This is a genomic window from Kangiella japonica (genome assembly GCF_039523535.1).
Taxonomy (GTDB): domain Bacteria; phylum Pseudomonadota; class Gammaproteobacteria; order Enterobacterales; family Kangiellaceae; genus Kangiella; species Kangiella japonica.
Genome location: NZ_BAAAFM010000003.1, coordinates 732,237 through 754,833, shown reverse-complemented (window position 1 = coordinate 754,833; position 22,597 = coordinate 732,237). Strand labels below are relative to the sequence as shown.

Sequence of the window (22,597 nt, the reverse complement as noted above, 5' to 3'; positions counted from 1 at the left end):
TAGTTTTGAATTCGGATGCTTAACCAACTATACATTAATCAACAATGTGTTGTTAAGTAACGTTATTTCGCCATAACAGGCAACTTTTTACCAACTCATGGTTTGAAGCGTCCTTAGCAGTATAACAAGTGGTAAAGCCTATTTGCTGTGCTAAGTCGCTGATTCTCTGACTGCCTGCAATAATAGTGCAAGCCCCTCTCTTCTCTGACGCAACGTGAGAAGCCACGAGCTCTAGTAGCTGACCACTGGTTATGACGATAGCAGTGCGATTTGATAGTGTAAGTAAAGGTTGCTCGGTCGGTTGGCGCTGATAAACCGGCAGGATGTTAAGCTGGCCGTTGCTAAAATAATTTTGCAGAAGTTTACGTCCTTGGCCGCCTCGTATGAGTAACGTCGGCTTTTCTTTGAGTTGGTATTTCTCAAGCAAATGAATCATACCTTCGCTGTTGGGTGTCGGTGGTATTAAACCATTGATGCCAAGCTGCGCCAGTGAATCTGCGGTGGCGTCGCCTACCGTAATAATGGCTTTGTTTTGTGCGAGTTCTAAGATGTTTGCTATTTGCTCGGCACTAAAACCATCGAAGCAAAAGTTGACTGCTTGGCGGCTGACGAAAATCCAGGTGTGGTGTTGCTGAAGAAGAGCCAGCCGCTGGTCGGTGTTAAAGGACAGATCAGGCAAAAAGTGGATAAGTGGGCAGTGGTCGCTGCTGATGCTGTGTTGTGAAAGAAGCTCGCACAACTGCTCACCATAAGGCGAAGGGCGAGTAACAATAACCTTTAGCTCAGTATTCACAAGATTGATTCTATTAACTATGACTCTGTGCCAAGAGCTAGAATCATCTCTTTGGCGCCCTGGGACAATAGCGAATCGGCAACTTTTTTGCCAATGGTTTCAGCCGTTTCCGCTGGACCTTCGGCTGATGCTTCAATCATCTGGTTGTCAATACCGCCGACTAAGGCGCGTAGCGATAAAGTGCCGTCTGTAATGGTGGAGTAAGCTGCGATTGGAACTGAGCAGCTAGCTTGAAGTGTTTGCGTAATAATACGCTCGGCTTTTACACGATAAGCGGTTTCTTCGTCTTGAAGCGGTGCCAATAAGGCATCAAGCTCTGGGCTGTCAGTACGAGCTTCGATACCCACCGCACCTTGCCCTGGTGCAGGAAGAATTTGCTCTGGCACAAAGCGACTGGCAATGCGATCACCAAGCTTTAGGCGTATCAACCCGGCAGAAGCTAAGATGATGGCGTCATACTGCCCCATGTCGAGTTTAGAAAGACGCGTGCCAACGTTACCGCGAAGGTCAGTAATGTGCAAGTCAGGGCGCAAAGCGAGAATCTGCATTTTGCGGCGTAGGCTCGATGTCCCTACAGTGGCGCCAACCGGTAGCTCATCTAGGTTGTGATAGTTATTCGATACAAAAGCATCGCTAGGATCTTCGCGCTCGCAGATAACTTTAAGCTCAAGGCCTTGTGGGAACTTGTACGGCACGTCCTTCATCGAGTGCACTGCGATATCAGCCCTGTCTTCTAGCATCGCTTGCTCAAGCTCTTTGACAAAAAGGCCTTTGCCACCAATTTTGCTTAAGGGCGTCCCTAAAATTCTGTCGCCTTTAGTCGTCATTGGTACTAACTCGACGGTTAAATCCGGGTGAATACTTTTGAGACGTTGCTGGATGTATTCTGCCTGCCATAGGGCTAAAGGGCTTTGACGTGTGGCGATACGAATGATTGAAATACTCATAGATGGATGTTTGTCGCTAAGGACGCTATAAAACCTGCTGAAATTTGCTGCAAGTTTATCATAAATAACCGCAGGTTAGCCTAATTTAAGCACTTTAGTCGTTGGATGACTGCAAAAATTGACGAGCATCTGCCTGGTGACGTCGACTAATGATCGGTTTACACTTGCAGTTTCGTAGTAATGCAAAGCAACATCTGTCGTCTTGCTCAATGCCGTAGAAGTGTTGCCGGTTAACTAGAGTCGAGCGATGGATGCGTAAAAAAAGGTGCGCGAAGCGATTTTCCAGTTCTTTGAGGCTTTCGCTCGCCAATAAAGTCTGCTCCGCTAAATGAATCTCCACGTACTTCTGATCGGACTGTAAGAATAAAATATCTTTGAGCAAGATCTTCTTCACTGAGTCTCGCTCTCGGATAGTAATGTGTTCTTGTTCATGCTCAGCTGGGATTAATTTGGAAAGCGCCTTATGTAAACGTTCTTTACGAATTGGTTTCAGTAAGTAGTCAGTGGCATTAACATCAAAAGCATCAAGCGCGTACTGATCATAGGCGGTGGTGAAGATGATTTTTAGCTGTGGGAATTGTTGGCTTAAGATTTTGGCTAGCTCAACGCCATTCATCACCGGCATTGAAATATCGAGGAATATGAGCTGTGGTTTATGCTGCTGAATAAGCTCAAGAGCCTCTTGCCCATTAGCAGCCTCAGCCGCAATATTTATTTTGCTGTAATGGTTTAATAGCCGCCTTATGCGATCGCGAGCAGGCTGTTCGTCGTCTACAATAATGGTTTTCATGATACCGTTTTATATCCCCGAAACTTTTAATATCAGTATTTGGAATACCGATATCCCTAAAACTGCTTTGGAATTTTCAAAATGCAGTAGAACTTATCCTGAGCCTGATGATACGTAAGCTGGGCTTTATTTCCATAGAGTACATCAAGTCTTTGGCGAATATTCTTAAGCGCCATGGAGTTACCATTATGATGCTCGGCATCTACCGGTGGGAGTGGGTTGGTTATTTCAATTTGTATGTGTTTTTGATAACTGACGCCTTTAATACTGATGGTGCCACCTTGTGGGTGTTTTTGAACCCCATGATAGACTGCGTTTTCTAGCAGTGGCTGAATGAGCAGCGGTGGAACTAGTAAATTCTTCGGCACATGATCAACTTGCCACTCGATGGCTAACTTATCGCCTAGGCGCTGCGATTCCAGGCCTAAATATTGATTACACAACTCCTGTTCTTCGGAAAAAGGAATCAGTACGTCGGAGCGCTTCATGCTGGCTCGAAAAATATCAGCCATGTCCAAAATCATTTGCTCAGTTTTATCAGGATCAACGGCGGCCAAATTGGCCAGTGTATTTAAACTGTTGAATAAGAAGTGGGGGCGGATCCGCGACTGTAATGCTTGAACACGGGCTTCGGCTTCGGAGCGGATTCGACGTAGACTTTCTTCGCGCAAATACAAATAGCGGAATAAAACCCCGCTGACGATGAATGCAATGACAAGGTTGCGCAACAAAAACCATAAAGAAGGTTCCTGGCTGAGATAGTAGCTGATGAGTAAGCTAAAGGCTAAAGTGATGATTAAGATAAGGCTAATAGCCAGTGCCGAAAAGCGTTTTAAAGACAGCTTAAGTAAATACCGATCGGGCATATAGCGGCGCATTAAACATAAAGTACCAAGACTGGTTAACGAAACCCATAACACAAACAGCGAGTACAAACTTAAGTTGTACCAAAAGCTTGTGTGCCACTCTGGGCTGACGAGACTCAATAGTAGTGCTAGTAAAATACTCGCAATGACAGTGAGGTAAACCGTCGACGCCTGACAAAAGTCTGGAATAGAGTGGCGGCTGTTTTCTTGTGAATAATTATTCTTCATCTTGCTAATAGTGTCTGAAAAGAATTTAAAAATCTAGATAAACATAATAAGTGTTTGAAATTAAATTAAAAATTTAAGGCATAAGGTTTACTTTAAAAACAATAGCTTGTAATGACTCCTTGATGCTTTTAGTATGGATATTGTGACAGTCTAATCTAGCTGAAGGTGACTGCACGTATGGAATTGGAGGTTTTATGGAGACCTCAATAGTCTTCGACTGGTTAGAGCGACATAAAAAAATAATACGACGCTCGTTGATCCCCGCATTGCTAGCCATGGTAGCGCTAGTGTGTTTGCTCGTCTATATGACGGGTGGGATTAAATATGCTTATTCCCAACTCATGTATATCCCCATTCTTGTTGCTGGTACTTTCTTTGGTTTGAAAGGCGGATTACTTATGGGCTTAATCGCAGGATTAGCGTTAGGTCCTTTGATGCCAATAAACGTTACTACAGGAGAAATGCAACCTACTATAAGTTGGCTATATCGAGCTGGGTTTTTTGTCTTGATAGGTGGTGGCTGCGGCTATATAAGCAGTAGTGTCGCGCGTTACCTTTCACATTTTAAGTGGCTATCTCAGCATAACCCTGAAACAGGTTTACCCAACCGAAACGCACTATTTGGAGCCATAAAAAACTTAAAAGAAAGCAATCGAATGTCTAGCTCGACAACTCTGGCAATTATTGCCATAGATAATACTTTAGAATTAAAGTCGGCATTTGGATTTAATGTCATTGAGCATGCGACCAAACAAGTTGCAAGACGGTTAGCTTTAAATGGTGGGGATGATATTTTTCATACTGACTCCGCCGAGGTCGCCATCATCCTCAATAACGGCGAAGAGCAAAATCAAAAGTTCTTAAATAATTTAGGAGTGCTGCTTAAGGAAGCCGTTATCTACAACGAAATTTCAGTCCATATCGAAACAAGGGTTGGCTATGTTTGCTTCGGTGATGGCGAACAATCTCCGGGGGTATATTTGCATCAAGCAGAAGCTGCGTTAGCGCTAGTCCAAGAATTGGCACAAGATATCAAAGCCTATAACCCAGAAGTGGTGGGGCGAACAGAAAGAAGTATTTCAATTCTTGGTCAGCTACAAAAAGGTTTGGAAAAAGGGCAGGTGTCCTTACATTACCAACCAAAAATTGACTTGGTAACTGGCGAGATTTGTAGTGTAGAGGCACTCTTAAGGTGGGACCATCCTGAAAAAGGGATGATAGCTCCCGGCTCATTTATTCCGCGTGCTGAGCAAAGCACTCTAATTCAGGGGATTACAGAGTTTGCTCTAGAGGAAGCGATTAATCAGCATATACAGTGGAGAAACCAAGGGATATTGATTCCGGTGGCAGTCAATATTTCCACGAGAAACTTGTTATATCCTAAGTTTACCGAGCGCGTGATAGCCATGTTAGAGAAGTTTGGAATTGGTGGTGAGTGGATAGAGCTGGAGTTGACTGAAGGCTCATTAGTTATGGATATGGAAGAAACCATAGAACAGCTAACAAAGTTAGCAAACGCGAACTTTTCAATTTCAATTGATGACTTTGGAACTGGTTATTCATCCCTACAATACTTGCATCGTTTGCCGGCATCTTTGATAAAAATAGATCAATCTTTTATTAAACGATTACCCGATGATAAAGGGGCTGCCTATATTGTAGACGCTGCTGTAACCTTAGCTAAAAAGATGGAAATAAAAACAATAGCTGAAGGAGTGGAAAGCGCATCAGTGTTTGAGTACTTACAAAACACAGGGTGCGACATGGCTCAGGGTTACTATATCTCTCCTGCAATTCCCCCGGAGCAGTTCACGCGTTGGTATCTAAGCCGTAATGGAATTTACGCCTCGATGGCGTGATAGAAGCGTCAAATTCTTAATAGCGGCAGAGGTGACTAGAAATACAATTGTTAGCGAGTGCAAAAGCACTCACTATCTGTCCCGATTGGTACTTATAGCTGGTTTTTAAAGTAGCTACCCAAAGCTTGAATTTCTTCTAAACACACGGCGTGCGCCATTGGGTAGTCCTGCCAGCTGACTTTAAAGCCGTTGTCTTGTAATGTTTTAGCGCTGAATTGCCCTCGTTGCATGGGTACAACAGGATCTTGTGAGCCGTGAGCCATGAAAATAGGGGTGTCTAAGTTAGCTGATGACTTTTCGCTAGCAAGCTCTTCTGGCATCGTCAGGTAAGTAGAAAGAGCGACGATTCCAGCTAATTTATGTTGAGTACGGGTGGCTAAGTGCAATGCGATCGCGCCACCTTGTGAGAAACCCGCTAAAATGATTTTGTTACTAGGAATGCCTGATTCAATTTCAACATCAATAAATTTTTCAATAAGTGCGGCTGACTGACGCACTCCTTCTTTATCTTCGCGGTTGGCTAAGTCTGTATCGCGAATGTCGTACCAAGCGCGCATCTCGTAGCCAGCATTAATGGTAACAGGCATTACCGGAGCATGCGGAAAGATGAATTTTACGCCTAATTCGGCAGGCAATTTTAATTCAGGCACAATCGGCTCAAAGTCATGGCCATCGGCGCCAAGGCCATGTAACCAGATAACGGTCGCTTTGTGCTCTGAACTGGGGTTGACGGTAACACACGGTAAAAGCTCTGATTGTGTTTGTGAGATAGTTTCGCTCATGGAGGTTCCTAGTAATGATTTATTCGGTCGACAGTAGATTAAAAATTAAGCGAAAGGTCTACGGCTTCACCTGATTGTTGCGAGAGGACACGACTAAGTAATGGCTCTAGCGCTTCTTGATCTTTATCGGTTTGCCACTGCCCATCAACCCAATCTAAGTGGTAACCGCCATCTTTGGCTGCTAACCAGAGCTGCTTCAGAGGGGTTTGACGATTAATAATGACTTTACTACCGTTTTCGAGAGTTATGGTCAAAATGCCACCGCTGGTTTCGTAATCAATATCCAGCTGGTCAAGCTCATCCAAAGCTTCTTCAATGGCGATAATTGTTTGGTCCATTTTGTCGTTAAATTCAGATTCTGTTAGCGTAGCCATTTTTGGGGTACCATTTTGCTTCAATAGTGGACGGATATTGTGCCAGATGTACCGTTGAATGCAATCGTGCTTGCAGTCAAAACCAAGCTATTGCAAGATAAGACTTATTTTCCAAGAAAATGTTAATGATGACAATGAAACGTATAAGGCAGCTAGGCCTAACGGCTATGGCCTTGGTGTTTTTAGCTGCTTGCGGTCAAAAAGGACCTTTATACTTGCCAGAGAGCGAGCCAGAAAAAAAACAAGAAAAACAAGGCGATAGTAAAGAAAAGGCTAATGAAGAGGTGAGCTCATGATAATCCCTTTTACTAAAATGCAGGGGATTGGCAATGACTTCATGGTAGTGGACGCGATTTCTCAGCCTGTGTACTTGAATCAAGCGCAAATCAGCCAGTTAGCACACCGGAATTTCGGTGTTGGATTTGATCAGCTATTATTGATCGAAGCGCCCCAGCACCCAGAGGCCGACTTTCATTTCAGAATTTTTAATGCTGATGGAAGCGAGGCCGGACACTGTGGTAACGGCGCAAGAGCAGTCGCTAAGTATGTGAGGCAAAAAGGTCTAACCTGGAAGCGTCAATTGCGACTATCGACTAATACCGCGACCATGAGCACCGTGTTTGAAGATAATGGCTTAGTCACCATTAATATGGGTAAGCCACGATTAGAGCCTGAGAAAGTACCTCTTAGGTTTGCCGAGCAAGCTGATACCTACATGATTGATGCCGAGGGAATTCGCTATAAAGTCGGTGCCGTTTCGATGGGTAACCCCCACTGTGTATTACAGGTGGATGATATCGATACAGCTCCAGTGCAAAAGGTTGGGCCAATATTGAGCCAGCACAGCTATTTTCCAGCACAAGCAAACGTTGGCTTTATGCAGGTAATCGGCTCTAACGAAATTAAGTTAAGGGTTTTTGAGCGTGGTGTCGGTGAAACTTTAGCTTGTGGAACGGGGGCTTGTGCTGCCGTGGTCGCTGGGCGTTTACAAAATCTTCTGGATGAAAAGGTGAAGGTCAGCCTACCAGGGGGAAATTTATGGATACGCTGGGCAGGCAAGGATCGAAATGTGTATATGACTGGTTCGGCTAAGGTAGTGTTTGAAGGGCAAATTGATATTTAAAATTGCAAATTAAATCAATCAAACGATGAGAAATGACAATGAGTAGAGCCGCTGAAGATTTAGTAAGGGTTGAGGGGAAAATTGCTTCATACTTGGAGAAAAATCCTGAGTTCTTTGAGCGCCATCCGCAATTATTAGAAGAGTTAAAAATCAATCATAAAGTGTATGGTTCGGTTTCGTTGGTTGAGCGACAAATTTTAAATTTGCGCGATAGAACTGCAACGTTGCAACAACGCTTAAATGAAATGATTGTTAATGCGCAAGACAATAGTGAGTTATTAGTAAAGTGCTCTGAGTTGGCCGTAAAAATGGTCGAGCTTGAGACTAAGCAACAAATTGTAGATTACTTAAAGGAGCAATTAGTAAAGCACTTTGATATTAGCGATTGTCAGATTTGGTTATGTAACGATAAGGACGGTTTAGAGGGTGTAAATATTTCGGATGTGGACACCTTAAGAAAATTAACCGATATTCAGTTCATTCAAAATGATCCAATATGTGGTCGTGTTACAGAAAGCATCTCACAGTTATTCAAAGTTGAGGAAAACTTACAGTCGTATGCTTTGATTCCTTTAGGCGACGGTGCGGAAGTCGGTATCATCGCTCTTGGTAGTGAAGATGTGGGTTTATTTACAGCAGATATGGGAACCTTATTTTTACGTTTTATCGGTGATATTTTCCACGCCTGCTTAGTGAAATGATATAGGCAAAGATATGCAAAAAACGGTTGAGCAGTATTGCGATAGATTGCTTCATCAAAAGCAATACTCAGAGCATACCGTTACTAATTATAAACGCCAAATAGTTGATTTCCTGGATTACACACAAGACCGAATTACAAGCTGGCCACAAGTGACCAGCCAAGATATACGACTCTGGATGGCACACCATCATCGTACTGGTGCTTCGCCTTCAACCATTTCACTAAAACTATCTTCTCTAAGAGGATTTTTAGACTATTTAGTCGCGCAAAAAATTTTAAAAACTAACCCCGCGATTGGCCTTAGAGGGCCCAAAAAACCAAAACGACTTCCGAAGAATATCGATGTCGACAGCCTCAATCATTTTATCGACAACTTGCCTGAAGAAGAGCCTATAGAGATTCGTGATAAAGCAATGATCGAGTTACTATATTCTGCGGGTATAAGGTTGTCTGAGCTTTCTTCCATGGATTTAAACTCTATCAACTTTAGTGATCAAAGTTTGCGTGTATTAGGTAAGGGGAGAAAAGTTCGCGAAGTGCCTTATGGTAATGCTGCTGAAAAGCTGCTGAAAAAGTGGATCAAAAATAGAGTGGCGTTTGTAAAAGACACAAGCGAGCAAGCATTATTTCTAAGTAGTCGAGGGCAACGCCTTGGCAACCGATCGATTCAGCAGCGATTAAACTATTGGGGCAAGCGTCAAGGTTTAACTGATGTGTTGCATCCACATAAGCTGCGTCACTCATGCGCCACTCATGTATTAGAATCATCGAGCGATTTACGCGCAGTACAAGAATTATTAGGTCATGCTAGTATTGCAACGACACAAATCTACACTCACCTAGACTTTCAGCACCTTGCAAAAACCTATGATGCCGCGCATCCTAGAGCGCGCAAGAATCGTACTGATAAAAGTAAACCACCAAAGAAAAAAGATTAGCCAAAACATGCCACAAACCATTGATAAAAGAATTGCAGCCGTAGAGTGGGATAAAGTAAAAGCCATTAGTTTTGACCTCGATGATACCTTGTGGGATAACGCAGGGGTTATCGAAAAGTGCGAACAAGAGCTTTACCAGTTTCTTTGTCGTAAGCACCCGCCATTTAAAGAGCATTATACGATCGAGAGTATGCACCGAGTGTCTGAACAATTCATTGCGCAGGACATTCCGCACTTTGATAACATGACAACATTACGCAAGGCTGTGATCGAGCATATGCTGATAGAAACAGCAGGAGACGTAAATTTAGTGAACCAAGCCTTCGCTGTTTTTTATTACTGGCGCAACCAAATAAAAATTCCACAAGTGACTTACCAGTTACTCGATGTACTCAAACAAAAGTACAGCCTATTTGCCGTCAGTAATGGAAATTCAAACTTATATTGGCTAGGTCTAATGGACTATTTCGAAAAGCACTTTATCGCGGGAGTTGATGGTCGTGCTAAACCATCCGCTGAAATGCTACATAAAGTCTGTGCACTAAAAAATATTGAACCGCAGGAATTACTCCATGTGGGCGATAATCATGATACTGACATTCAAAGCAGTATCAACGCCGATTGCCAGCATTTGCATATCGACGTCAATGATATAGAGCAGTTAAAGAATCATGTAACTGCTCTATAGCGTTGGCTTGAGTTTAGTTTTCTAGCACAAGACCTTTCATATTATCAGCCATGCCTTGAATCAGTCGCTGCTTGGCTTCGTGGCTTGCCCAGGCGATATGGGGTGTGATTGCAAGATTAGGCACATCTGGCGCAAGTAATGGGTTGTTTGGGCTTGGTGGTTCAACCGACAGTACATCAAGTCCTGCGCCGGCAATCACTTTCTCTTTTAAAGCTGTGGCTAAGTCTTGCTCGTTAATCACAGGGCCGCGAGCGGTGTTAATAACATAAGCGGTAGACTTCATTTTGTTGAAAAATTCTTTGTTTAATAAGTCTTTGGTTTCTTCTGTTAGTGGGCAATGCAACGAAACAAAGTCTGCCTGCGGAAGGGCTTCGTCCATGGTGATTTGGTTGTCGCGCAGAGGGCGGCCAGGGATATTCGCCACGATTACATTCATACCAAAGGCTTTCGCCAATTGTTCGACTTTTTTGCCGATATTACCATAGCCTATTAACGCTAAGGTTTTCCCTTCAAGCTCCATGATCGGGAAGTCAGTAAGCGTGAACATACGGCTTTTCTGCCAAGCGCCTTGCGCCGTGAGCTGATAATGTTCACAAGCGCGAGTAGCAAAATTCAACATAAATTGCATGGTCAACTGGGCCACGGCGAAGGTCGAATAATCGGCAACGTTAAAGCATTGAATGCCAAGCTCTTTGGCGGCATCCAAATCAATATTGTTCATGCCAGTTGCGGCAAGTTGTATCGCTTTGAGCTGTGGCAGTTGTTTCAAAGTATCTGCATCAAGCACGACTTTATTGGTGATGATAACGTCAGCATCTTTACTGCGTTCGATAACCTCTTCTGGCGTGGTAAGGCTATATGCATCAAATTGTTCAAAGCAATTGGCTAAAGGTGTGAGATCGGCCAAGGGTTGGTTTGATTTACCTTGCCAGTTACCCAGCGTGTCGGCGTCGAGAAATACTGCGCGCATGATTGCTCCTGAATTGATTGAGTCGCTTAGAGTGGCGAATAAATAATCGATTAAAACAGCGAATTAAAACTTAGCGGATTGAAAAAGAAACCAAGTACTTTTCATAAGATTTCATTTGATCGGTACCGAAATAAGCCTCGTACTGACCTTTTTCCGCGGGCAACATTGTGCCAAGGGCTCCAGTAATCAGCAAGTGATCCTGGTCGATGGTATAACCCACCTCTAACAGTTTATTAATCATCCACACTAAAGTTTCTTTTTGGCTACCCATAGCGTCAGTCGCTTGCCCTTGGTTTATGGTCACGCCATTTTTAGTTAATGTTGCCTTAATCTGATCAATCTGCTCTGAATCATAGGGCATGGTATTGCCCATAATAAACTGGTTAGAAGCTACATTGCTGGTAATTAATGTCAGTGCTGTTATTTGGTCGTTCCGAGTGAATCGGAAGTGAGGCAGTTCGACCACAGGGACCACTGCACGAATGTATTGCGGTAACTCTTCTTTAGTAATAGGTTTCGTTATAGCCTTATTAAGGAGAAACCCTAGTTCAACCTCCATTCGCAAGTCGTGATAGTTGCCTAAAAGATAAGCACCACGATTACGGCTAAAACCACTGGCGAATAAAGCACCGACAAGTGGCTCGTCGACATTAAAAGCATCTTGGGCAGCTTCGCTCGTTAAGCCTGCTTTAAAACCTATGATTGGGTCCTTGATGGCATGCTGTAAAACGCTAAGTCGTTGTAATGAATAAGCATCTTCCACCAGTTTCTCGCGGTCAACATCGAGCACTAAGCCCATACAACCGGATAAAAGCAGGAAAACCGAGAATAGGGGTAATAATACGTTCGTATTTTTCATACAATAGGCCATCAATTTATTTTGGGTAAGCATAGCCTATATGGATGCCTCTAGCATAATCGAATCGTTAAACGATGCACAAACTGAAGCAGTAACAGCACCAAACAAGGCGTTACTGGTGTTGGCCGGCGCTGGCTCGGGCAAAACTCGTGTCTTGGTTCACCGCATTGCCTGGCTCGTTAAAGTCGAGCAGCTCTCTGCACACTCGATATTGGCGGTGACTTTTACCAATAAAGCCGCTAAAGAAATGCTGGGGCGTGTCGAGGATATGTTGGCGATGCCGGCGAGAGGTATGTGGATTGGTACTTTTCACAGTATTGCCCATCGACTGTTGCGTGCTCACTATCGTGATGCCGGCTTACCCGAAGGGTTCCAGATCTTAGATTCACAGGATCAGCTAAGAGTCATCAAGCGAGTGATGAAAGAGCTCAATCTTGACGATAACGAATGGCCGCCGAAACAAGCGCAGTGGTTTATTAACGGCAAAAAAGACGACGGATTGCGTCCTGGTAATATTCAGCATCATGGTGATTTCTTCGTCAGCACCATGGTCAAAGTGTATTACGCTTATGAAGAGGCCTGTAAAACCGCAGGCTTAGTGGATTTCAATGAACTGTTGCTACGTGCTTATGAGCTGTGGGCGAATAATCCGCATTTGTTAGAGCATTATCGTGATCGCTTTAAGCATATTCTGGTCGACGAGTTCCAAGACACCAACGCCATACAATACGCTTGGATCCGTCTTTTGTGTCATGACGACAATCGCATCACGATTGTTGGCGATGATGATCAATCGATTTATGGTTGGCGTGGCGCAAAAATCGAGAATATTCAACAGTTTGAGAATGATTTTCCTGACTGCAAAATTTCGCGTTTGGAGCAGAACTACCGCTCAACCAGCACTATCTTGAAAGCAGCTAACGCCGTCATTGCCTTTAATAGCGAACGAATGGGCAAGAACCTGTGGACAGAAGGTAACGAAGGCGAGCCGATCACAGTCTACTCGGCCTTTAACGAGCAGGAAGAAGCACGCTTTATTGCCGCAAGAATCGAGGACTGGGTGCAGCAGGGCAATAGTTATAACGATATCGCCATCCTTTATCGAAGCAACGCACAGTCGCGGATTCTCGAAGATGCGATGCTTAATCGTAATATTCCTTATCGTATTTATGGTGGCTTGCGCTTCTTCGAACGCGCGGAAATTAAGGATACATTGGCCTATTTACGCCTCATGACCAATCGTGACGATGATGCCTCGTTTGAGCGGGTGGTCAATACGCCGGCACGTGGTCTTGGTGAAAAGTCGGTCGATCTCATTCGTGCGCAAGCTCGTGCTGATGAAACCTCATTATGGCAAGCGGCTAGTAAAATGGTGGTGGAGCAGTTATTACCACCGCGTGCGCGAACTGCCATGGCGGGCTTTTTGCACCTGATCAACGAACTTGATTCGAGCACCCAGGAGCTCGATTTGTGGGAGCAGACCGAGGTAGTGATCGAGCATTCTGGCTTGATGGACAAGATTAATAAAGAAAAAGGCGAGAAAGCACAGGCGCGTAAGGAAAACTTACAAGAGCTAGTGAACGCAACTCGTGAGTTTGATCCTGATGAAGTTATTCCTGAAGAAACGCCAGACATGACGCCACTAACAGCGTTTATTGCCCACGCCTCTTTGGAAGCGGGCGATACCCAAGCTGACGAGTATCAAGAAGCGATTCAGATGATGACCTTGCACTCGGCCAAGGGTTTAGAGTTCCCGCTAGTATTTATTGCGGGCATGGAGGAAAAGTTATTTCCGCATCAAATGTCGCTCGATGAACCGGGTGGCCTCGAAGAAGAGCGCCGTTTGGCTTATGTCGGAATCACGCGAGCGATGAAACAGCTTTATCTCACTTATGCAGAAAAACGTCGTATGTGGGGGCGTGAAACTTACCCGTCGGTGTCGCGATTTATTAATGAAATTCCTGCGGAGTTGATGACCGAAGTTCGTCTCAACACGCAAGTGCAGCGTCCTGTTTTCCAAAAACAATCGCCGATAAAGCGCAAAGGCCCCGAAGGTTTTTATCTTGGGCAACTGGTACAGCATCCTAAATTTGGAAAGGGGATTATTATAAATTATGAGGGTGACGGCCCACAGGCATCGGTTCAGGTGAACTTTGAAAAAGAAGGCCTAAAAAAACTAATGTTAGCGTATGCTAAATTAGAACCTACTACATAAATAATTGATTTTAATAGAGATAATCTGAAATATATTTGCTGTGTAACAATTCGTAGCCGAAATGTAAAATGTAAAAACTTATCCTTGATCTGTTAATTGATTAGCTGTTTTAATCCAGTGAAGCCTTGTTCACTAGGGAAGCGACATTGCACTTCCTAGTGGACAGGGCTTTTTTGTTTTTGGCAAATCCCACAAACACTAAAAAATAAGCAAACTCAATAAACATTCAAACTTACGGGGGTAAGTAGATGCAATTTAAATTGAAGATGGCTTGCACGGCCACACTATTGGCCTTAGGCGTTTCAGCGCATGCAGCGGGTAATATAGGCAAAACAACCATTACAGCGCCAACCGCAGATAAAGATAAGCAACGCGTTATTGTGAAGTTCAAACCGGGGCACGGTAAACAAGCAAAGGCGATGGCGATGAAAGCCGGCGGTGAGCTCAAAGTTAACTTGAAGCAACATAATGCGTTTGCGATCGAGGTTTCGACTCAAGCTTTAGAAGCATTACAAAATAACCCAAACGTCGAGTACGTTGAGCCTGATCATAAGCGTAAGCTGTATTCCACCAACCTAGACCTGACAGAAATAGAGCCATGGGGTATTTCACGAGTTCAAGCGGATGTTGTTTCTGATAGCAACGCTGGTAACCGTACAGTATGTATTATCGATTCAGGTTATGACATTAATAACTCAGACCTTGCGAGTAACAACCACTCAGGAACCAACGATTCGGGAACGGGTAACTGGTACGAGCCAGGCGGTTCTCACGGAACGCACGTTGCAGGAACAATTGCTGGGGTAGCAAACGGTTCTGGCGTGGTTGGTGTGATGCCAAACGCTAACGTAAATATTCATGTGATTAAAGTCTTTAACGAAGCTGGTTGGGGCTACTCTTCATCACTAGTTGCAGCGGTCGACGAGTGTGCCAATAACGGCGCAAACGTCGTCAACATGAGTTTAGGCGGCAGCGGTTCTTCAACCACTGAGCGCAACGCCTTCCAAAGTCACTTAGACAATGGTGTCTTAAGCATTGCGGCGGCAGGTAACGACGGCAATTCAAGCCACTCATACCCAGCATCTTATGATGCGGTCATGTCAGTTGGCGCTGTAGACTCAGGCAACAAGCACGCAAACTTCTCACAATATACGAGCCAAGTAGAAATCGCAGCGCCAGGCGAAGCAATTCTTTCAAGCGTGGGCATTGGTGATGGCTATTTAGGTCAGCTTGAAGTCGGTGGTGTTGATTATTTTGATAACGGCGTAGTGCCACAAAACTTTTACAACAGTAGCTTGAGTTTTGACAATGCTGCTAATGTTGGTTCAGCTTCTGGCACCTTAGGCGTTTGTACAACCACAGGCACTTCCTATAGTTGTCCAAGCATGACTGGTAAGGTGTGTTTAGTCGAACGTGGCGAAAATCAGGCGGATGATAAAAGCACGACTGAAAACAATTACCCTGAATACCGTGCGGTAAATGCATGTATGGATGCCGGCGCATCAGGAGTTGTGGTATACAGTAATGCAGCACGCCCTGGTTTACAGCACCCTTTCTTGATCGATTTTGATTCAAAGATTGGTAATACACCGGTAGTTTCAGTGGATCGCACAACGGGTTTAGAGTTAGCAAACAAAGCAGGCCAAAGTGTAACCATGTCGAAAGATAGTGGCCAAGACTGGGAATACTACAACGGTACCTCGATGGCGACACCGCACGTTGCGGGCGTAGCAGCCTTAGCATGGAGTCATCATCCATCATGTACGGCGGCAGAAGTTCGCCAGGCATTGAAAGATGCAGCTATCGACTTAGATGTCGCAGGTCGTGATGATCGCACGGGTTATGGATTAGTCCAAACACAAGCGACTATCGATGAGTTAAACACTGTATGTGGCGGCGGTAACCCACCTCCACCAAGTGGCAACGAACTGGCTAAAGGCGTTAGCGAAACAGGTATTAGCGGTGCTCAAGGTTCAGAAGTCTTCTACACTTTTGAAGTTCCAGCAGGCGCATCGGATCTAACTTTTGACATGGCCGGTGGTTCTGGCGATGCCGATATGTATGTGCGCTTTGGATCTCAACCAACAACATCAACCTATGATTGCCGCCCGTATAAAAGTGGTAATACAGAAAGCTGTTCTTTCTCGGCACCACAAGCAGGTACTTATCATGTCATGATTCGTGGTTACAGTTCTTACTCGAACACCAGTTTAGTCGCTGACTATACTGAAAGTGGCGGTATCAATGACACCCTTAATGAGACTAACCTTTCAGGCGCTCAGTCAAGCACGCAATACTTCACACTAGAAGTTCCAGCTGGAAGAAGCACGGTAGATATCTCGATTTCAGGTGGCTCTGGTGATGCTGACCTGTATGTTCGTTATGGTAGCCAACCCACAACGAGCACTTACGATTGCCGACCTTACCGCAATGGTAACAACGAAAGCTGTAGCTTAACGGCACAAGCTGGGACTTACCATATTATGTTAAGAGGCTATCAGTCCTACTCAGGTGTAACTTTAACCGGTAGCTCAAACTAAACTCGGTTATCTGAAAATTAAAGGTCGCTTCGGCGGCCTTTTTTATGGAAAACAAGGGCTTAAAGAACAGACCTAATCTAAGATAAATATCTTTTGTATCGTTATGTATCAGTAGTTAAACAAAGTAAAAGATTAGATTAATTGTTAGTTGACACATCTTTACATAAGCTGTTTTAATCAAATCACAAGCTTCATCGACTATGGATAGTTAACACATTACCCATAGTGATGGAGTTTTTTTGTTGCTTAAAAAAAAGCAAATATCAAAATGAAGAGGGGTAGTATGAACTTAAAAATGAAATTGGCTTGTGCGGCAACCATGTTGGCATTAGGCACAGCAGCACATGCAGAGCGAGTTATTGTTTCTTATAACGATAATGGGCAAGGGCTAAAAAAAGGTCACAAAGTATTAGCACAGGGCAATAATTGGTTTGCAGTAGATTTAGATGAGAAGGGGAAGAGTGCCATTCGTGGTAAGCGTGGATTCAAAAAAATGGAAAAAGATTTGAAGCGCTACCCAATGGCCATTTATAACGACGATGCGGGCGACCCATCAGCACAACAATTGACACCGTATGCGGTGTATCAGTCACAAGCAGATCAGCTAACGCTTGGCCCTGGCCAAAAAGTGTGTGTGATCGACTCGGGTATCGCAGGTGGACAAGGCGAGACAGGCGGTAAAAACAACGATTTCGACTGGTCAGTAATCACTGGTGATAGTGACTCAGGAACAGGCGATTGGTTCACAGACGGTGGTCCACACGGAACTCACGTAGCAGGTACAGTTGGTGCTGTGGATAATGGTATCGGTGTTGTCGGCATGGCGCCAGGCGTTCCAATGCACATCATTAAAGTATTCAATGCTGCAGGTTGGGGTTATTCATCAGACCTAGCACAAGCAGCGGATCTATGTTCGCAAGCTGGCGCAAACATTATCACTATGTCGCTAGGTGGCGGTGGAGCTAACAGCGTTGAAGAGTCAGCGTTCGACACCTTTACAGCTAACGGTGGTTTAGTCTTAGCTGCGGCGGGTAACGATGGTAACAGTGTTCGCTCATACCCTGCAGGCTATAAGTCAGTAATGATGATTGGTGCCAATGACGGCAACAACAACATTGCTGATTTCTCGCAGTTCCCATCAAACACTGTGACATCAGGTCGCGGAAAGCGCGCGACTACAGAAACGCATGACGGTTATGGTGTAGAAGTGACGGCGGGTGGTGTTAATACATTATCGACTTACCCATCAGGTGGCGCGACAATTGCAAGCCTCACCGTCGATGGAACCGGCGTTGCAGCTTCTGCAACTGACAACACTGGTACCGTTTCAGGTGCGACATATTTTATGGGTACGGCTGAAGCAACAGATGCAGGTGCTAACGGAAAGGTATGCCTCATTGACCGCGGTAACATCTCGTTCGCGGATAAAATCAACAATTGTGGTAATTCTGGCGGTATTGGAGCCGTTGTTATCAACAATGTTGCTGGCGAAGGTGTCGTTAACATGGACATCACAGGCGTAACTACCAACATTCCAGCAGTTGGCACAGCTTATGAAGATCGCGCAACAATCCTTGGAGCTGCTAATGCAGACATCAACTCAGGTAGCAGTGACTATGGTTACATGAGCGGTACTTCAATGGCGACTCCAGCAGCAGCAGGTGTTGCGGCATTAGTCTGGTCAAATCACCCGAGTTGTTCTGGTACTGAAGTTCGAATCGCAATGAAAGCGACAGCGGAAGATCAAGGTGCCACGGGTCGTGATGACTACTTTGGTTACGGTATTGTTAAAGCCAAAGCTGCTAGCGATTATTTAACGGCTAACGGATGTACTGGAGCTGTTGACGGTGGCGGAGATGGCGGTGGTGATCCAGAGCCTGAGCCATGTAAAGGTGGTCCTAAAAAGTGCGGTTAATTAACTAGTTGATTAGCAGAAAAAGCAGGGATTATCCCTGCTTTTTTTTGTGCTGAAAAAAAACAATATATGCATTTATGCATTAGAATATATAATTGGTAAAACCAGTATAAAATTTGAGCAATAAAGCTTGAGCTTAGTATTTGATCTTGCTATAAAGTATCTTGCATTTGTATCAGTTTGTACTATGCATAATAAAACATAATGTGAAAAGCATTATGATAAATAGTTAAAAAATTAAATCTAAAACCAAATGGGGTAATTTTCTAATGAAAAAAACGATAATAGCTAGTGCTGTTGGCATGGCAATTGTATCGACACAATCTCTGGCAGTTGAGCCGACCAACCCGTCAAGTGATGAGCTGAATGTACAAAACCGTTGTATCATCACTTTGCATGACAGTGTCAATGCATCAGAAGTTAAAGGGCTTGCTAAGGGTATGGCTCAGCGCGCTAACGCTTCTGTGCGTCATGTTTACAAAAACTCCATAAAAGGATTTACAGTTAATGCTCCGTGTCACGCGGCTGAAAAAGCATTCGGTGGCGATATGAACATTAAGCGCATGTCACCGGATGGTGTTGTTCGTGTTAGTTTTAAAGGAAAACCTGGTGGCGGCGGTGGCGGTGGTAGCCAAACAACGCCGTGGAGCGTCACTCGTGTTGGTGGAGCACAAGATGGTTCTGGTTATACCGCTTGGGTTTTGGACACAGGGATTGATACTGACCACGGTGATTTAAATGTAGACACTAGTCGCGGTTTTACAGCCTTTACCAAAGGCAAAGATGCTAACACTGACGATGGTAATGGGCACGGTACACACGTTGCAGGAACCATTGCCGCCATTGATAATTCGCAGGATGTTGTTGGTGTAGCCGCTGGCGCTACAGTAGTCCCAGTTAAAGTTCTTGATTCACGTGGCTCAGGTTCATACTCAGGCGTAATCGCTGGGGTTGATCACGTAGCAGCAAACGCCTCACCAGGTGACTGTGCTAATATGAGCTTAGGCGGCCCTATAAGCCAAGAGTTGGATGATGCTGTCGAAGCGGCCGCACAAAGCTCAGGTGCCTATTTCGTTTTAGCGGCGGGTAACGATGGCGATCATGCTAACAACCACTCGCCAGCGCGAGCTAACGGTAACCGAGTTTTCACCATTTCCGCTACTGACTCAAATGATAATTTAGCATCATGGTCGAACTATGGTAATCCGCCAGTTGATTATGCTGCTCCAGGCGTAAGTATTCTATCCTTAAGAAATGGCGGCGGTACAACAACAATGTCTGGTACCTCGATGGCATCACCAGCAGCTTGTGCTGTGATTATGTTGAAGAATGGTAATCCAGCGACAGACGGTACAGCTGGTAATGATCCGGACGGCAATCCTGATCCGATTATTCACCTATAATCGTAGAAAAAACTAAAAGGTCGCTTCGGCGACCTTTTTTATGCAGTAAGAAAAACGAGAAGGTAAGTCTAAAATCCTACATGCACTACAACAAAAGCCCCTGAATCAGGGGCTTTTGTTGAGCTAGATGGTTACTGCTGAGGTTGCTCTGGCTGTCCGTATAGTTGAGCCGCACGTTGATACTGTACCCAGCTGGTAAAAATATACTTATCGTTAGAAACAGGTTTCAGACCACGGTGCGTGTGAGTAAACGCAGCAGGCGCGATAACCAATGAACCTTGCTTCGGCTTACTTTTAACCTGTTGATAGAAAAATTCAGTTTCGCCACCTTCTTCTACGTCATTGAGGTAAAACATCCACAATAAAGTACGATGTAGTGAATCCTGATTCGGATCCTTAGGGTGCGGATAGTGCTCTGAGTGCCAGTGGAAATAACCACCTTCACCTTTGTTATACTTCTGCATATTGACTGGGCCAAGACGGTACACGGCTTGAATAAACTGAGCCAAGCTTTGGTCGTCCATCTTCTCAACGTCAACATAACTTAACTGTTCCATTTCCCCATCTTGGTTTTGGAACATCAAGGAGACGGCGCCCGCCAGCAAGAAAGGATATTGGCGAACATAATGGATCATACCGCGCAAAACCGCGTGTTGAATGTACTGAATTTCTTCTTGCCATTCGTCCGGATATTGAGTCACGGTAATGTCGATACTGTTCTTTTTAATTTTATCAACACCGTGGCCGGTTTCACCGAGACGCTGGTGAGGACTTTGTTCAAACTTTTCTATACATTTATTACAAAAGTCAGGATCGAGCGCTTGTTCATATATATTAATAAAACTCGACATTAATACCCCCTAGTCGATCTTTTTATAATCAAAGTTGCCATAGCCTATTATACTGGGTAAATTGTTGCCAGTCTTTTTAACAGGGTTTGTGCTGAGTAAAACAGGTGTTTGCTCGACCATTATAAAAACAGCATAAACAAAGCAAGATTAATCAATGGGTTATCTGAATGAAAAGAAGAAAATTTATCGGTGCACTAGGAGCTGGGGCCGCCGTAGCGGGTTTGTCCGCGTGCACGGGGGGAGATAAAAAAGAGGCCAAAGCGCCAGTCAAAAAGTGGGACGGCAAGGTTATAAAGTGGACCATGATCACCACATGGCCGAAAAATTTTGCCGGTTTAGGCGAGGGCGCGGAATATCTGGCGAAACTGATTAATGAGCTTAGCGGTGGCCGCATGGAAGTCAAAGTCTATGGCTCAGGAGAGCTGGTTCCTGCCTTGCAAGTGTTTGAATCTGTGGCCAGTGGTGCAGCCCAAATTGGCCACGGTGCTTCCTATTATTGGAAGGGTAAATTACCCATGACACCATTTTTCGCGGCAGTGCCTTTTGGCCTCAATGCCCAAGAAATGAATGGATGGTTGTTGCATGGCGGAGGCCTGGAGTTATGGCGTGAACTGTACGAGCCATTAGGACTGATTCCAGAACCGTGTGGTAATACGGGTGTGCAGATGGCGGGTTGGTTTAATAAAGAAATTAACTCGTTAGATGATCTAAAAGGTATGAAAATGCGCATTCCGGGTCTTGGTGGTGAGGTTTGGCGCCGTGCAGGTGGCATTCCAGTTTTGATGCCAGGTAGCGAGGTTTTTACCTCATTAGAAACGGGCGCTATCGATGCTGCTGAATGGGTTGGGCCTTATAACGACTTAGCATTTGGCCTTTTTAAAGCAGCAAAGTATTACTATTATCCAGGCTGGCACGAACCCGGCACCACACTAGAAGCTTTGATTAATAAGAAAGCGTATGAAGCGCTACCGAAGGATTTACAACAGATTGTAACCACCGCTTGTCGCACGGCAAATGCTGACTTGTTAGCTGATTTTACGGCGAAAAATAACGAAGCCTTGCAGACCCTAATCAACAAGCATGGCGTCGAACTTCGTGAGTTACCGAAAGAAGTTCTGAAAGAGCTAGAAACAATATCAGAAGGGATGCTTCAAGAGCAGGCCGAAACTGAGCTCGATCAACGAATCCTTAAGTCATTCGTAGAGTTCAAGGAGCAGGCCAAAGAGTGGCACCGCGTTTCTGAGTTAAGTTATTACCAATCACGGCGCTAAATAAAAAAAGAGTTAGGACTGTTTTACCAGCCCTAACTCTTCCTGGAGGGGAAACCTATAGGAGAATATCCGAGAGCACCAAAAGGCGCTCAAATAAAAGTTAACTAAGAGTTAGCACCTTCAAGCTGATTTAAAATCTCACGTCCTTTCTTTAAGCTTCTAGCGCCTTGTCGATAGCGACGTTGATTATTTAAGGTGTCCGCCATTTTGATATAGGCATTGCCTAATTGTGACTGAGTTCTGTTAATAGCTCAAAGTCCGCAGGCAGAGATTTGGCTAAAGGTTTCATCTCTTCACCGATAGCATCAAGCGAATTAACCGATTCTGCCGCTGCGATTTGTTCATTAAAGTCATCGAAGGTGCTGCTATTAAAAAGAGTTTGTTTTAAGCTCGGATCGATTCAGGGCTGCTGCCACGACGGCTTTGCTGGATTGAAAGAAAACTCTATCGGCTGTGACTGGATGTTTAGATAACTAGGTCCT

Annotated in this window: 20 protein-coding genes; 11 read left to right on the top strand and 9 right to left on the bottom strand. The window is 44.6% G+C overall.

What is annotated here, in order from left to right:
* Positions 1-52 precede the first annotated feature (52 nt).
* From ABD128_RS06925 to ABD128_RS06910, 4 genes are all read right to left on the bottom strand, one after another.
* A complete protein-coding gene (locus ABD128_RS06925; protein ID WP_343988484.1) occupies positions 53-793 on the bottom strand; it encodes a uroporphyrinogen-III synthase in 741 nt (246 codons plus the stop codon).
* Positions 794-810: 17 nt separating this feature from the next.
* Positions 811-1,740, bottom strand: a complete 930-nt coding sequence (gene hemC / locus ABD128_RS06920) for a hydroxymethylbilane synthase (protein WP_343988481.1) — start codon at positions 1,738-1,740, stop codon at positions 811-813.
* A gap of 94 nt (positions 1,741-1,834) precedes the next feature.
* Positions 1,835-2,530 carry a LytR/AlgR family response regulator transcription factor gene (locus ABD128_RS06915; protein WP_343988478.1) on the bottom strand — a complete coding sequence of 232 codons (696 nt, stop codon included), beginning with the start codon at positions 2,528-2,530 and terminating at the stop codon, positions 1,835-1,837.
* Positions 2,531-2,586: 56 nt separating this feature from the next.
* On the bottom strand, positions 2,587-3,624 hold the full coding sequence (locus tag ABD128_RS06910) for a sensor histidine kinase (protein WP_343988475.1): 1,038 nt from the start codon (positions 3,622-3,624) through the stop codon (positions 2,587-2,589).
* Between the two features lie 194 nt (positions 3,625-3,818).
* Here ABD128_RS06910 and ABD128_RS06905 point away from each other — a divergent pair, with 194 nt between their 5' ends.
* Positions 3,819-5,483: a putative bifunctional diguanylate cyclase/phosphodiesterase gene (locus ABD128_RS06905; protein ID WP_343988472.1), complete on the top strand. Its 1,665-nt coding sequence runs from the start codon at positions 3,819-3,821 to the stop codon at positions 5,481-5,483.
* Positions 5,484-5,575: 92 nt separating this feature from the next.
* On the opposite strand, the gene ABD128_RS06900 is transcribed toward ABD128_RS06905, so the two are convergent.
* Both ABD128_RS06900 and cyaY read right to left on the bottom strand, forming a co-directional pair.
* On the bottom strand, positions 5,576-6,265 hold the full coding sequence (locus ABD128_RS06900) for an alpha/beta hydrolase (protein WP_343988469.1): 690 nt from the start codon (positions 6,263-6,265) through the stop codon (positions 5,576-5,578).
* Between the two features lie 38 nt (positions 6,266-6,303).
* Entirely contained in the window at positions 6,304-6,639 is a 336-nt protein-coding gene (cyaY, locus tag ABD128_RS06895) for an iron donor protein CyaY (protein ID WP_343988466.1), read from the bottom strand.
* Positions 6,640-6,764: 125 nt separating this feature from the next.
* Between cyaY and lptM the strand changes: the two genes are divergently transcribed.
* The 5 genes from lptM to ABD128_RS06870 are packed head-to-tail and all read left to right on the top strand — an operon-like array spanning position 6,765 to position 10,091.
* Positions 6,765-6,935 (top strand): LPS translocon maturation chaperone LptM, encoded by a 171-nt coding sequence (lptM, locus tag ABD128_RS06890; RefSeq protein WP_343988463.1) that lies wholly within the window; start codon positions 6,765-6,767, stop codon positions 6,933-6,935.
* Positions 6,932-7,762: a diaminopimelate epimerase gene (gene dapF, locus ABD128_RS06885; protein WP_343988460.1), complete on the top strand. Its 831-nt coding sequence runs from the start codon at positions 6,932-6,934 to the stop codon at positions 7,760-7,762. Before lptM ends, dapF begins: the two co-directional genes overlap by 4 nt.
* Positions 7,763-7,800: 38 nt before the next feature.
* Complete coding sequence (locus ABD128_RS06880) at positions 7,801-8,463, top strand: DUF484 family protein (RefSeq protein WP_343988457.1); 663 nt, start codon at positions 7,801-7,803, stop codon at positions 8,461-8,463.
* 13 nt (positions 8,464-8,476) lie between these two features.
* On the top strand, positions 8,477-9,403 hold the full coding sequence (xerC, locus tag ABD128_RS06875; RefSeq protein WP_343988454.1) for a tyrosine recombinase XerC: 927 nt from the start codon (positions 8,477-8,479) through the stop codon (positions 9,401-9,403).
* Between the two features lie 7 nt (positions 9,404-9,410).
* Positions 9,411-10,091, top strand: coding sequence for an HAD-IA family hydrolase (locus ABD128_RS06870; protein WP_343988451.1), 681 nt, complete (start codon positions 9,411-9,413; stop codon positions 10,089-10,091).
* Between the two features lie 13 nt (positions 10,092-10,104).
* On the opposite strand, the gene ABD128_RS06865 is transcribed toward ABD128_RS06870, so the two are convergent.
* Positions 10,105-11,061, bottom strand: coding sequence for a D-2-hydroxyacid dehydrogenase (locus ABD128_RS06865; protein WP_343988448.1), 957 nt, complete (start codon positions 11,059-11,061; stop codon positions 10,105-10,107).
* 70 nt (positions 11,062-11,131) lie between these two features.
* Positions 11,132-11,920: a 2-keto-4-pentenoate hydratase gene (locus tag ABD128_RS06860; RefSeq protein ID WP_343988445.1), complete on the bottom strand. Its 789-nt coding sequence runs from the start codon at positions 11,918-11,920 to the stop codon at positions 11,132-11,134.
* Positions 11,921-11,960: 40 nt separating this feature from the next.
* Between ABD128_RS06860 and uvrD the strand changes: the two genes are divergently transcribed.
* From uvrD to ABD128_RS06840, 4 genes are all read left to right on the top strand, one after another.
* Complete coding sequence (gene uvrD, locus ABD128_RS06855) at positions 11,961-14,135, top strand: DNA helicase II (protein WP_343988442.1); 2,175 nt, start codon at positions 11,961-11,963, stop codon at positions 14,133-14,135.
* A gap of 248 nt (positions 14,136-14,383) precedes the next feature.
* On the top strand, positions 14,384-16,675 hold the full coding sequence (locus ABD128_RS06850; RefSeq protein ID WP_343988439.1) for a S8 family serine peptidase: 2,292 nt from the start codon (positions 14,384-14,386) through the stop codon (positions 16,673-16,675).
* A gap of 283 nt (positions 16,676-16,958) precedes the next feature.
* The gene (locus tag ABD128_RS06845; RefSeq protein ID WP_343988436.1) at positions 16,959-18,590 is read left to right on the top strand and encodes a S8 family serine peptidase; all 1,632 of its coding nucleotides are present in this window, start codon (positions 16,959-16,961) and stop codon (positions 18,588-18,590) included.
* A gap of 269 nt (positions 18,591-18,859) precedes the next feature.
* On the top strand, positions 18,860-19,993 hold the full coding sequence (locus tag ABD128_RS06840; protein WP_343988433.1) for a S8 family serine peptidase: 1,134 nt from the start codon (positions 18,860-18,862) through the stop codon (positions 19,991-19,993).
* Positions 19,994-20,124: 131 nt separating this feature from the next.
* Here ABD128_RS06840 and ABD128_RS06835 read toward each other — a convergent pair whose 3' ends face one another.
* On the bottom strand, positions 20,125-20,844 hold the full coding sequence (locus ABD128_RS06835; RefSeq protein ID WP_343988430.1) for a 2OG-Fe(II) oxygenase: 720 nt from the start codon (positions 20,842-20,844) through the stop codon (positions 20,125-20,127).
* Between the two features lie 167 nt (positions 20,845-21,011).
* Between ABD128_RS06835 and ABD128_RS06830 the strand changes: the two genes are divergently transcribed.
* On the top strand, positions 21,012-22,115 hold the full coding sequence (locus tag ABD128_RS06830) for a TRAP transporter substrate-binding protein (RefSeq protein WP_343988427.1): 1,104 nt from the start codon (positions 21,012-21,014) through the stop codon (positions 22,113-22,115).
* The last annotated feature ends 482 nt before the right edge of the window (positions 22,116-22,597 follow it).